The sequence below is a fragment of the Amycolatopsis sp. QT-25 genome, from assembly GCF_029369745.1.
Lineage (GTDB): Bacteria > Actinomycetota > Actinomycetes > Mycobacteriales > Pseudonocardiaceae > Amycolatopsis.
The window spans coordinates 5,012,064-5,023,954 of sequence record NZ_CP120210.1; the positions used below are offsets into that span (position 1 = coordinate 5,012,064).

The following is an 11,891-nucleotide window of genomic DNA, read 5'->3' on the forward strand; positions in this document are numbered from 1 at the left end:
GGATCAGGTTCCCTTCGCCGGGACGAGCTGCAGGTACAGCGCGGTCAGGATGGTGTTGACGAAGAACAGGAGCAGGAACGTGATCACCACCGACTGGTTCACGACGTCACCGACGCCTTTGGGGCCACCCCTGGGATTCAGCCCCCGATAGGCCGCGACGACACCGGCGAGGAAGCCGAAGATGAACGCCTTGATCGAGCTGACCACCAGGTCGGGCAGCTGGGCCAGCGCGTTGAAGCTCGCGAGATACGCGCCCGGAGTGCCGCCCTGCACGATGACGTTGAAGAAGTAGCCGCCGAGCACACCGACGACACTGACCAAACCGTTCAGCAGCACCGAAACGCCGATGGCCGCCTGCACACGGGGCACGATCAGCCGGTGGATCGGCGAGACGCCGAGCACCTCCATCGCGTCGATCTCCTCGCGGATGGAGCGGGCACCCAGGTCCGCGCAGATCGCCGAACCGCCCGCGCCCGCGATGATCAGCGTGGTCACGATCGGGCTGGCCTGTTGCACCACGGCGAGGACACTCGCGGCACCGTTGAACTGCTGTGCGCCGATCTGACTCGTGAGCGAACCGAGTTGCAGCGAGATGACCGCGCCGAACGGGATCGACACGAGGATCGCCGGCGTGATCGACACACTGGCGATGAACCAGAACTGCTGGATGAACTCCCGCACCTGCACCGGGCGGCGGAACATCGCGAGGACGACGTCGATCCCCATGGCGCACATGCGGCCGAATTCGCGCAGTCCCGCGGCGGCCTTCTCCGGCGCGCGGGCGAGCAGGGCGACAGGATTGGCCATCGTCAGGCTCCGCATCCGTTGGGGGGCGGGCCCGAGCCGACGCACCGCAGCATGAGGTGGGTGACCAGGGTGTTGCCGGGGCCGGAAACCAGGCCGGTGAGCAACGGGCTCAGGTCTTCGCGCACGCCGCACCCGGTGAACCCGGGTGTGGCGAAGGTGCTGGTGACCTTCACCGGCGAAGCGGGGAACGCGAGGGGCACCAGGGCCTTGATGTTCACCACCGCCGGCTGCGCGGTCCGGCAGTTCGGCCCGACGTCGAGCACCTTGCCGTCCACTTTGACGTTCGAGAGCTTGATGAACACCTTGTTGGTGACGTCGGTGTCCGCGCAGATCGAGGTGCCGACCGCTTTGCAATCGCCGGTGGGGCCGGTCTTCACGAGCACGGTCCCGGTGGCGTCGCCGTCCGGGACGAGTTCGACGTCGCCGGTGGCCGGCATGAACCGGAACGACACGAAATAGCTCGACGTCGGCGGGATGGCGAGCTTGCCGGTGATCGGCACCCTGCCGGTGAAGCCGAGGATCGCGCCGTCGAACAGGCCCTGCGGGAACGTGATGTCCGAGCCGAGTTTCGCGACGTGGCTCGTGGTGGGCTGCTTATCGTCACCGACGTAGAAGCTGAACTTCAGCCCGGCTTGCGCGGCGGCGGGCGGGTTTTCGGGTGGGGCCTGCTGGATCCGCGCGGGCTCGGCGGAGGCGGATGCCAAGGAAAGCGCCCCCAGCCCCAGCATCACCGGGAGCAGGAAGGCGCGCGGAACGCGCCCGGTCAGCACTGACATTCGGGCTTCCTCACTTCTGCTTTCTCCGGCCGAACGGCCAACTCGTGCAGCACGCTACTGGCGGAAGATCAGCGACACAAGCAATGCGGGAATGGCGGGGCGGAACCGCGGAAATATTGTAATGGCCGTAACTGTTCTGCGTCGGGTCCCGTGAGTGGCGATGACGGTTCTCCCCTCATCACCACTCACGGGACGGGGACCTAGTTCTTCTTCAAGGTGATCTCCAGGCTGTTCCCGTCGCCGGAGGCCATCGCGCTGATCATCGGGGTCAGCAGGCCACAGCCGCGGAACTGCGGCAGCTTGTATTCAGCGGTCAGCTTGCCGCCCTTCATCGGGTCGAAGCCGTGCGACGAAACCAGTGGGATGTCGGCAGGCCGGGCGGTCTTGCACGTCGAACTCGCCATGATCGGGAACCCGAACAGCCGCACCGTGAGCAGCTTGACGTCGACCTTCGCGTCGGCCTTCACCGCGCCGGCGTCGACGGTGCCCGTCACCGCACCGACCTGGTTGATCTTCACCGTCGCCGAAGCCGGGAAGAAACCGAGGAAACGGAACTGCACGTTCGACGGCGGCAGCGACAACTGGCCGGTGAACCTGCCCGACTGCGCGTTCAGCTTCGCGCTGAACTCACCGGGACCGAGCGGGAGCCTCGCGTTCAGCCCGGCGATCGTGGTCTTGCCCTTGACGCCGTAGATGATCCGGGTTTCACCCGGCGGCTGCGTCGTGGTGGTCGTCGTGGTCGGGCTCGTCGGCTTCGTCGTCGGCGTCGGCTCCGTGGTGGGCGTCGGCTGGGTGCTCGACGTGGGGGTGGGCTCGGTCGTCGGCGTCGGCTCCGTGGTGGGCGTCGGCTCCGTGGTGGGCGTCGGTGGCGTGGTCGGGCTCGTCGGCTGGGTCGTGGTCGGCGTGGGTTCCGTCGTCGGCGTCGGTTGCGTGGTCGACGTCGGCTGAGTCGGGGTCGGCTCCGTGGTCGGCGTGGGTTCCGTGGTGGGAGTCGGCTGGGTCGTGGGAGTCGGCTGCGTGGTCGACGTCGGCTGAGTCGGCGTCGGCTCTGTCGTCGGCGTCGGCTGCGTGGTCGACGTCGGCTGAGTCGGCGTCGGCTCCGTGGTCGGCGTGGGTTCCGTCGTGGGCGTCGGCTGCGTGGTGGGCGTGGTGGGCGTGGTCGGCGTCGTGGTGCCACCACCCGCGGGTTTGATCTCGAACGTCCCCAGCTGCTGGTTCTGTCCCGGCTGGACGACACAGTCCGAGGTGAAGGTGCCGAGGTCGGTCGGCTGCCCCTGCGCGTTCTTCGGCGTCATGGTGGTGCTGAAGTTCCCGACCGTCACCGAAGCGGTGCCCGGGCTGGGGAACGTGACCGCGGGCGCTTTTCCGCTCGTCTTGACGTGGAATTCGCCCGATTCCGGCACCGGCGTGACCGGGATGGCCAGCGGCAGGCCGAGGTTCAGCGTCTTGTCGACCGGATACTTCAGCACCGCGGCGGCCTTCGCGCTGCCTTCGACGGTGGTGGCACCCACGAGCGTGAGTCCCGCTGTCGCGTCCGCCGGGACGGTGACGTCGACGTCGAACGTGATCGGGGTGGAGGTCTTCCCGGCCACGGCGTCGTCCGGCAGGACGGTGTCGATCTTCACGACCAGGGTCTGGGCGCCGATCAACGGGAACGGGCAGGTGTACTTCAGCGTCAGCGACGCCGGCGCCGCCTCACTCAAGCCGGAACCGACGACGGCCAGGGTGGCCGCGACGGCGGCCACCGTACCGGCGGCCAAGGCCGGCACGGATCTTTTCGACTTCGGTGGGAACTTCACAGCGGTCACTCCCGGGGAATCGGAGAATTGCGTGTTCCGGCCGAACCGGCGTGGACACGAAATCGACAAATTACCTGCGCGCTCCCGCACCGGCAAGAAAACCGAAATCGTCGCTTTTTCTTTGTCATACGCATGCGGTCGGCCGGTTGATTCACTGGCATCGGCTTCTTCGCGAAATCGCTTTTGTCACCTCCGTCAGCGGCCGTGAGCGAGGAACTGTCACACGCACCAGGAGTCCGCTCGCGTTCATTGCGGCCGTGTCGGAACAGCCGCTACGTTCGGCGAATGGAGCAGGCTGCCATCGAGGTGACCGGCCTCGCCAAGCACTACGGTGAAGTGACGGCCCTCGCCGGCGTCAGCCTTCGCGTCGGCCGCGGCACCGTGCTCGCGGTACTCGGCCACAACGGCGCCGGCAAGACGACGCTGATCGACATCCTCAGCACCCGCGTCAAGCCGAGCGGCGGCAGCGCCAAGGTCTGCGGTTTCGACGTCGTGCGCGCCGGGCAGCACGTCCGGCGGCGGATCGGGGTCACCGGCCAGTTCGCGGCGGTCGACGACGCGCTCTCCGGCCGCGGCAACCTCGAACTCGTCGCCAGGCTGCTGGGCGCGAACCGGCGCCAGGCCAGGGCCCGCGCGGCCGAACTGCTCGCCATGTTCGGCCTCGACGACGCCTCGGACCGTCCCGCGCGAACGTACTCCGGCGGTATGCGCCGGCGGCTCGATCTCGCCGCCGGGCTCGTCGGTTCCCCCGAAGTCCTTTTCCTCGACGAACCGACGACCGGCCTCGACCCGCTCAGCCGGGCCGGGCTCTGGGACGGCGTCGAACGGCTCGCCGCGCGCGGCACCACCGTCGTGCTCACCACGCAGTACCTCGAGGAGGCGGACAGACTGGCGGATCAGGTCATCGTGCTGGGGCTGGGGCACGTCACGGTTTCCGGGCGGCCGTCGGAACTGAAGGCCCGGCTGGGGGAACGGACCGCGACCCTGACCTTCGGCACCGACCTCGCCGCCCGCCGGGCGCTGGCCGCGCTGCACCGGCTCGGCATGGGCTGCACGACGTCGGCCTCCGGGCTGGTGATCGGTGTCGCGCTTTCCGGGCCCGCCGACATCACCGTGCTGGTCCGCGCGCTCGACGCGGCGGGCGCGCCGATGAAGGACCTCACCGTCGCCGAGCCGACGCTCGACGACGTCTACCTTTCCCTGCACCGGAATCCGGTGGTCGCGACATGACCGAAGCCCGCCACCGCGCGCCGACCCCGTCCGTGCTGACCGATCCGGCGGCCTGGCCGCCGAGCACCTTCGTCACCCAGGTCCGGGTGCTCGCCGCCCGGTCGCTGAAGACCGCGTTCGGCGACCGGCGCCTGGTGTTCTTCGGTCTGCTGCAGCCGATCGTGCTGCTGCTGCTGTTCAGCCAGGTCTTCACCGGGGTCAGCACGCTTCCCGGGGTCGCGGCCTATCAGGGGTACGTGAACTTCCTCGTCCCGGCGACGCTGGTGAACATCGCGATGACCACGGCGATGAGTTCGGGCGCCGGCCTGCTCGCGGAGATCTACAGTGGCTTCACCGGACGTCTCCGGTGCATGCCCATCAGTCTTTCCGCCGTCCTGGTGGCGCGCACCATCTCCGACTCCGCCAGACTCGGCGTGCAACTGCTGGTGACCGCGCTCGCCAGCGTGGTGCTGCTGGGCTTCCGGCCGACCGGCGGCGTTCTCGGTGTCACCGCGGCACTTCTGCTCACCCTCGTCGTCGGCTGGTGTCTGAGCTGGATCTTCGTCGCCATCACGACCTGGCTGCGCAAGGCCGAAACCCTGCAAATGGCTTCCTTCGTGGTGATGTTCCCGCTGATGTTCTCGTCCAGCGCGTACATGCCGCTCGAGACGATGCCCGCCTGGCTGCGGGTGGTTTCGGCGCTCAACCCCCTGACTTACGCGATCGACGCGACGAGAGCGCTCGCGCTGGGCAGGCCTTCGGGCTGGTCGATCCCGGTCTCGCTCGCGATCGCGGCCGTGGCCGCGTCGGCGGGCGGATGGATCGCGGCGCGGACGTTCCGGACCCCGCGAGACGTCACCCCGATGGCCTGAACCCCGGAACTCACGTGCTTGGAGACGTAACTCGCGTGCTTAAGGACGTAACTCGCGTGCTTGAAGACGTAACTCTCGCACCGCGTGAGTTACGGCCTTGGACACGCGTGATGCGCCTCCAGACACGCGTGTTACGCCTTCGCACACGCCTGACCGTCAGCGCGGCAGGGCCTCCAGGTGGTCCGCTGCCGCCACGACTCCCCCGGCCGCCGCGAACGAGGCCCGCACCCGCGCGGCCGCCGCGGCGTAGGCGGGCTCGGTCAGCACTTCGGTGACCGTGCGGCGGATGCCGGAGGCCTTCACGCGGTCGAAGCGCAGCCGCAGCCCGGCGCCGGCGGTCTCGACCTGCTGAGCGAGCATCGACTGGTCGTCCCGGATCGGCGCGATCACCAGCGGCAGCCCGGAAGCGAGGGTCTCGCTGACGGTGTTGTGCCCGCCGTGGCAGATCACCGCCGCCGCCTTCCGCACCAGCTCCGCCTGCGGAATCCGGTTGGCCAACAGCACTTCGTCGCTGATCAGCTCACCGGTGGGATCGACGACCAGACCTTGGACGGCCGGCATCCCGGCGAGGGCGTCGACGCATTCGGACAGGAAGCGGCGGCCGAGGGCGGCGTTGGCGGTGCCGAGGGTGGCGAGGACGAGCGGACGGCCGTCGAGCAGGTCCCACGAGAACCTCACCGGGGGCGCCGGGGCCAGCGCGGGGCCGACGAACCGGACCGCGCCCGCGTCGGCGACCGGCCCCGTCAGGGACACGGTCGTGAAGGCCAACACGAGGTCCGGGGAGAAACGCAAGTCTCCGCAGGACACCTTGTGCCGCTCACGGAGACCGTCTTGCAGCCTGCCGACCCAAGCGGCGATCTTCGGCATGGCGCCCAGCGGATCGCCGAGTTCGGTCGACGTCGACGCCGACGTCACCCACCGCACGGCGCGGCGGCTCGCCACGAGGGCGCCCGCGAAGGCCTGCTGATCGGCGATCACGACGTCGGGACGGAAGGCGGCGGCCGCCTTCTCGACGCCGGGCACCATCGCGTCCGCGAGCGGGACGAGGTACTGCTCCCACAGGAACTTCAGCGCCGCGAAGCCGCGCAGGCCTTCGGGACGGCGCTCCACGGCGAACTCCAGCGCGTCACCCGCCGCGTACACCCGGCCCGCGCGCGTCAGCTCGGACGTCGTCGGTTCCGGGCCGCACCAGGCGACGTCGTGGCCGCGCCCCACCAGTTCGGCGGCCACCGCGCGCAACGGCGCCACGTGCCCGGTGAGCGGCGGGACGACCAGCAGGAACCGGCTCATCCGCGTGGCCTCCCGTGCCGGGAGATCCAGTCCAGCAGCAGCTCACGGACTTCCCGGTGCTGCTCGACGAGCACCGAATGCCCTTGGCCTTCGAACACGTGCAACTCCCCGCGGGGCAGCAAGGACGTCAGCGCGGTGAGGTCGTCGGCCTGATAGCCGTGACTGCCCAGAATGGACAGTACGGGACAGCCGATGCTCGCCACCTGATCCTCGGTCAGCAACGGGCCGAGCGGGACCTCCTCGGCCATCGACGTCGCCATGATCCGCTCCGCCGCCATGCGCGCCAGCCGCCGATGATGGGCGCTGTAGTTGGCCTCGATCCAGTCGAAACTCTCCTCGACCTTCAGGAACCGCACGGTGTGCTCGAGGATCTGCGCCATCTTGCCGGCCCACAGCTCGGTGGCGGGCTCCGATTCGATGCACACGATGCTGCGCACGCGGTCCGGTTTCGCCACGGCGTAGCTGTAGGCGAGGGTGCCGCCGAAACTGTTGCCCACCAGGTGGACCGGCCGGTCGAGGTCGAGCTGGTCGAGCAGGTCGTCGAGGTCGGCGACGAAGTCCGCGATCGTGTACCCGCGCTCGGGGCGTTCGGTCTTTCCGTGCCCGCGCAGGTCGTAGCTGATCACGTCCACACCCGCGGCGGCGACCGGCGGGGCCAGCGTGAGGTAGAAGCTCGCGAGACTGTCGGTGCCCATCCCGTGCAGGAACACCACGGTCTCCGTGCCCCCGCCGGGCACGAGCTGCACGTTCGTGCGCAGCCCGTTGACGGTCATCGTCGGCACCGCCTCACCCCCGTTCGCCGAGGCGGGCGGCCACGTAGTCCGCGATGTCGCCGACCCGGAGCCCGATCACGTCGTCCAGGTCCTTCTCCGCCAGGAACTCCGCGAGGTTCACGTCCGCGCCGAAGAACTCGGCGAGGATGCTCGCGAAGGTGACCAGGTCGATGCTCTCCAGCTGGAGATCCTCGTGGAAGGTGGTCTGCGGGGTGATCTCGATGCCGAGGACGTCGGTGTCCCCGACCAGTTCCCTCAGCAACTCGGCCACGGTCCCGAAGACCGACACCGGGCTCTGCTGTTCGATCGTCATGCTCTGCTCCTGTTCCTACCCGCGGTTCCAGGCCACGACGTGCCCGGGTATCCCGGCGTACTCCACTCCGGTGCCGATCTCCTCGGCCTGCGCCGGCGACTCCCCCTCGGCCCGGACGGCGATCCAGGGTGGTGTCGCGGTCGGGTCGCGGACGAGGGCGACCGCGACCTCTCCCGTCGACGCGACGGCCACCGCCAGCGGCGGCACCGTCCGGCCGTGGAGGCCGGTCACCCTGGTCCCGTCGGCACTCACGCGGAGCTCCGCCGGGTACACGCCGTCCAAGCCGAGTTTCGCGCGGACGGCGTCCTTGACCGCGATCCGTTCCAGCAGCCAGCCGCGCTGCCGCCGCGGCGCGCAGGCGGCGAATTCGGCGCGTTCCCCCGCGCCGAGGTAGACACCGGCGTAGATGTCGCGCGCGGCGGGACTCGGCCAGCGGTCGGTGACCAGTGTCCAGCCGCCGTGGTGCTCCTCCGACAGCCGGTGCCGGTCCGGGAAGGCGTAGACCCGGTGGGCGGGCCGGTCACACGGGAACCGGATGTCCCGCCACTGTTCGATCCTGGCCAGCACGGCGCCGTCGCGCACGAGTTCGGCGTCCATCTCCAGCACGTCCGGCCGCGGCAGCCGCACCCGGACCACGCACCGCAACCGGGTGCCCGGCGCCGGTTCCGGCCCGTACCAGGTGATCCGGCCCATCGACGTCGGGAAGGCCAGCAGCGCGTCCGCCTTGGTGGCCATCAGCCAGCAGCCGAGCAGCTGGCCGACGTTGTCCAGCAGCGCGCCGGGCGCCGACGGCACGACGAGATCGCCGCGGATGTGCCGTTCGCCCAGCCCGATGAGCTTGGCGAGCCCTTGGTAGGCGGGACCGTGGAACATCTCGCGGCGGGTGTAGATCTCGGCGGCGGTCAGCGGCGGCGCGGTCTCCGGCCCCGGGAGCGGGGACGGCCGGGGTGCCGCGGGATATCGCCGCGCCAGGTGGACGTCCATACTGGCGTGCGGTCCGATCTGGACGCTGATCCGGTCGCCCTCGCGGGTCATCGAAAGCGGTACGCGCACCGCCGGGGCGGCGATCAGCCATCGGGAGAACGCGGCGTTGCTCACGCCGGTCGCGACCGATCCCGGCCAAGCCCGTTCCGCTTCCCGGCAGGCCAGGTCGACCAGTGTCGTGGCCGGGACGGTGGGGCGGAAGTCGGCCTCGTCCGGCCAGTCCTCGCGTTGACGGAAGAACCGGTGATCCACCAGGTACGGCATCGTGGCGAGCGAGACGTCCACAGTGGACTCGAAGGTCCGCCGGGCCGCCGCGTTGACGACACTCGCCGCGGCCTGGCGGGTCTCGGCGAGCAGCGCGGTGAATTCCGCGACGATCGCGTCGGGGATCCCGTCGGCCAGTTCGGGCTCCGCACCGGTGCCCGCGAACATGCCCTTGACCTCGCCGTCGACCGCGAGCAGCGTGCCCGCCGTGTCGATCCGGGTCCGGCGCGGCTCCAGCGCGTCGAACGCGGGCCGTCCGCCCTCCACCCAGACCGCGGTGGCCACCCGGCGCAGTTGGGCGAGCCCTGGCCTCGTGCCGGAGGACGCCGGGACGACCAGATGCGGCCGCGAACCGAGCGTGTCCGTCACGAACGAACCGAGCTGACCGGCACCCGCCTGCACGAAGACACGGGCGCCGTCGGTGTAGAGGGCCTCGACGAGTTCCCGGAACCGGACCTTGCGCACCAGATGGGCCAGGTACAGCTCGCGGACCTCCACCGGATCCGCGGGGTACGGCCGCGCCGTGGTCGCCGACCAGACCGGGACCCGCGGCGGCTTCAGGTCCAGTTCCGCGGCGAGCCGGGTGAACGGGCCGAGCCGGGAGCGCATCAGCGGGGTGTGGAACCCGGACCGGAACGGCAGTGTCCTCGCGACGACGCCGTGCTGGGTGCACAGCTTGGCGAGCCGGGCCGCCGCCGCCGGATCCCCGCACACGATCGTCTGCCGCGGCGCGTTCTCGTGGGAGATCATCAGCTCCGGTTCGGCGGCGAGCAGCGCCTCCGCCCGTTCGGCGGAACAGCCGAGAACGAGGAATTCGGCATCGGGCAGAGTGAATCCCCGCGGCCAGTACTGGTCCAGCATGTCCTCCGTGGACTGCCGCGGGTACATCCCCGCCGCCTGCATCGCGGTCCATTCGCCGACGCTGTGCCCGGCGAGCAGATCCGGGGTGATGGCGAGCCGCCGCAGCGCGGTGTCGAGCAGCAACCCGACCTGGGACACGCTGGAAGCGCGCGCGAGCACGCTCGCGGTCGACCACTCGGGCCGCTCCAGGCCGAAGTGCCGGGCGACGTCGGCGCAGCGCGGTTCCGCGTCGGCCTCCAGGCCCGGGTAGACGAACGCGGTCTTCGCCCCCGCCTGCGCCAGCAAGGGAGCCGTACCGCACCAGATGTCGTTGGGCCCGTGCCAGGACCTGCCCTCGGCCGTGACCTTCGCGAGCACCCGCCGCGCGACTTCCAGCCGCTTGCCGGTCGGCCCGACGATCCCGATCCGGCACGGGCCGTGTCCGCCGGATTCCGGATGCGGGCGGTCGAGCAGCACGCGCAGTTCGTCCGGCGTGGCCGCCGCGAGCCGCAGGACCTGCTCGGGCTCCCCGATGACCTCGGCCCGCCGCGGTCGCGCGGGCGCCGGGTCGGCTTCCTCCAGCACCACGTGCGCGTTGACACCGCCGAAGCCGAAGGCGTTGACCGCCGCCCGGCGGGGGACGTCGCCCGCCTGCCACCGCTCGGCGGCGGACAACGGGCGGAACCGGGTCTTGTCCAGCAGCGGACTGGGATCGACGCAGTTCAGGGTGGGCGGCAGGACGGCGTGGTGCAGCGCGAGTGCCGCCTTGATCAGGCCGGCGGCCCCGGCGGTCGGCATGGTGTGCCCGATCATCGCCTTGACCGCCCCGATCGCGGCACGCGGTCCGTCCGGCGGGCCGAACACCTCGGCGAGGGTGGCCAGTTCTGCCGCGTCCCCGGTCGGTGTCGCGGTCCCGTGCGCCTCCAGCAGGCCGAGCGCGCCGGGCGCGGTGGGATCGAGACCCGCCGACGCCCACGCGCGGCGCAGCGCGAGGGTCTGACCCGCCACGGCCGGACTGAGCAGGCTCGCGCCCTTGCCGTCGCTCGACGTCCCGGAGCCGCGCAGTACCGCGTAGACGCGATCGCCGTCGCGGCGTGCGTCGTAGAACCTCTTCAGCACCACGATCGCGGTGCCCTCGCCGATCAGCAGGCCGTCCGCGTCGCGGGAGAACGGGCTGATCCGCTGGCTCGGTGACAGGGCACCGAGCTGGGTGAACATCGACCAGAGTGTGTCGTCGTGGCAGTGGTGCACGCCGCCGGCCAGCACGACGTCGCAGCGACGACGGGCCAGTTCGCCGATCGCCTGGTCCACGGCGAGCAGCGACGACGCGCAGGCGGCGTCCACCGTGTACGCCGGGCCGCCGAGATCCAGGCGGTTGGCGACCCGCGACGCGGCGAGGTTCGGCACCAGGCCGATCGCGCTGTCCGGCCGGAACTCGCCGAGCGGTTCCAGCAACGCTTCACGGAGCCTGTCCAGCATCTCCGGACGCGCCGAGGGAAGCAGGTCCCGGACGGCGCCGGTGATCTGGCGGACCGACCGGACACGCTGGTCGAACCGCTGGAGCCCGGGCGAGAGGTAGCCACCCCTGCCGAGGATCACGCCCACGCGTTCGAGGTCGCCCAGCCGCCGCGGACCACCGGCGTCGTCGACCGCGGAAGCGGCCACGGCCAGCGCCACCAGCTGGTCGGGCTCCATCCCGGCGACGGAACTGGGGGCGATGCCGATCGCCGTCGCGTCGAAGTCCAGGCTGTCGGCGACGAACCCGCCGCGCCGCCCGTAGGTGCGGTCGGGGGTGTGACCGTCGCGAGCGTGGAAACTCGGATCCCGGCGATGCGGCGGGATGTCGGTGATCGCGTCGGTGCCGGAAACGATGTTCTGCCAGTATTCGTCCACAGTGGACGAACCGGGAAGGAAGACACCCATCCCGACGATCGCGACCGGCTCCTGGGTCACTGGGGCCTGGT

At 70.6% G+C, this 11,891-nt stretch carries 9 protein-coding genes; 2 read left to right on the plus strand and 7 right to left on the minus strand.

Translation table 11 applies throughout. The features are described from left to right. Positions 1 to 3 precede the first annotated feature (3 nt). From P3102_RS23155 to P3102_RS23165, 3 genes are all read right to left on the minus strand, one after another. A complete protein-coding gene (locus tag P3102_RS23155; RefSeq protein ID WP_037340326.1) occupies positions 4 to 807 on the minus strand; it encodes an ABC transporter permease in 804 nt (267 codons plus the stop codon). A gap of 2 nt (positions 808 to 809) precedes the next feature. Then, positions 810 to 1,583, minus strand: a complete 774-nt coding sequence (locus tag P3102_RS23160) for a hypothetical protein (protein ID WP_276361706.1) — start codon at positions 1,581 to 1,583, stop codon at positions 810 to 812. Between the two features lie 200 nt (positions 1,584 to 1,783). After that, positions 1,784 to 3,382 (minus strand): DUF6801 domain-containing protein, encoded by a 1,599-nt coding sequence (locus tag P3102_RS23165; RefSeq protein ID WP_276361708.1) that lies wholly within the window; start codon positions 3,380 to 3,382, stop codon positions 1,784 to 1,786. Positions 3,383 to 3,667: 285 nt separating this feature from the next. Between P3102_RS23165 and P3102_RS23170 the strand changes: the two genes are divergently transcribed. Together P3102_RS23170 and P3102_RS23175 are read left to right on the plus strand one after the other, a co-directional pair. Beyond that, positions 3,668 to 4,612 (plus strand): ATP-binding cassette domain-containing protein, encoded by a 945-nt coding sequence (locus P3102_RS23170; RefSeq protein WP_276361709.1) that lies wholly within the window; start codon positions 3,668 to 3,670, stop codon positions 4,610 to 4,612. Beyond that, on the plus strand, positions 4,609 to 5,463 hold the full coding sequence (locus P3102_RS23175; RefSeq protein ID WP_276361711.1) for an ABC transporter permease: 855 nt from the start codon (positions 4,609 to 4,611) through the stop codon (positions 5,461 to 5,463). The genes P3102_RS23170 and P3102_RS23175 overlap by 4 nt, the downstream gene beginning before the upstream one ends. Positions 5,464 to 5,619: 156 nt before the next feature. Here the strand turns inward: P3102_RS23175 and P3102_RS23180 are convergent, their stop codons facing one another. Genes P3102_RS23180 through P3102_RS23195 form a run of 4 tightly spaced genes read right to left on the minus strand, consistent with a single transcriptional unit; the run spans position 5,620 to position 11,880 of the window. Next, positions 5,620 to 6,753 carry a nucleotide disphospho-sugar-binding domain-containing protein gene (locus P3102_RS23180; RefSeq protein ID WP_276361712.1) on the minus strand — a complete coding sequence of 378 codons (1,134 nt, stop codon included), beginning with the start codon at positions 6,751 to 6,753 and terminating at the stop codon, positions 5,620 to 5,622. Continuing rightward, a complete protein-coding gene (locus tag P3102_RS23185; protein WP_276361714.1) occupies positions 6,750 to 7,535 on the minus strand; it encodes an alpha/beta hydrolase in 786 nt (261 codons plus the stop codon). The genes P3102_RS23180 and P3102_RS23185 overlap by 4 nt, the downstream gene beginning before the upstream one ends. Before the next feature lie 4 nt (positions 7,536 to 7,539). Beyond that, positions 7,540 to 7,839 carry a phosphopantetheine-binding protein gene (locus tag P3102_RS23190; protein WP_276361715.1) on the minus strand — a complete coding sequence of 100 codons (300 nt, stop codon included), beginning with the start codon at positions 7,837 to 7,839 and terminating at the stop codon, positions 7,540 to 7,542. A gap of 15 nt (positions 7,840 to 7,854) precedes the next feature. Then, positions 7,855 to 11,880, minus strand: coding sequence for a beta-ketoacyl synthase N-terminal-like domain-containing protein (locus P3102_RS23195; protein WP_276361716.1), 4,026 nt, complete (start codon positions 11,878 to 11,880; stop codon positions 7,855 to 7,857). Positions 11,881 to 11,891: the final 11 nt, after the last annotated feature.

What these genes read in the sequence shown, in the direction of transcription:
- P3102_RS23155 (WP_037340326.1), bottom strand. Translation starts at nt 807, where the DNA reads ATGGCCAATCCTGTCGCCCTGCTCGCCCGCGCGCCGGAGAAGGCCGCC.
- P3102_RS23160 (WP_276361706.1), bottom strand. Translation starts at nt 1,583, where the DNA reads ATGTCAGTGCTGACCGGGCGCGTTCCGCGCGCCTTCCTGCTCCCGGTG.
- P3102_RS23170 (WP_276361709.1), top strand. Translation starts at nt 3,668, where the DNA reads ATGGAGCAGGCTGCCATCGAGGTGACCGGCCTCGCCAAGCACTACGGT.
- P3102_RS23175 (WP_276361711.1), top strand. Translation starts at nt 4,609, where the DNA reads ATGACCGAAGCCCGCCACCGCGCGCCGACCCCGTCCGTGCTGACCGAT.
- P3102_RS23180 (WP_276361712.1), bottom strand. Translation starts at nt 6,753, where the DNA reads ATGAGCCGGTTCCTGCTGGTCGTCCCGCCGCTCACCGGGCACGTGGCG.
- P3102_RS23190 (WP_276361715.1), bottom strand. Translation starts at nt 7,839, where the DNA reads ATGACGATCGAACAGCAGAGCCCGGTGTCGGTCTTCGGGACCGTGGCC.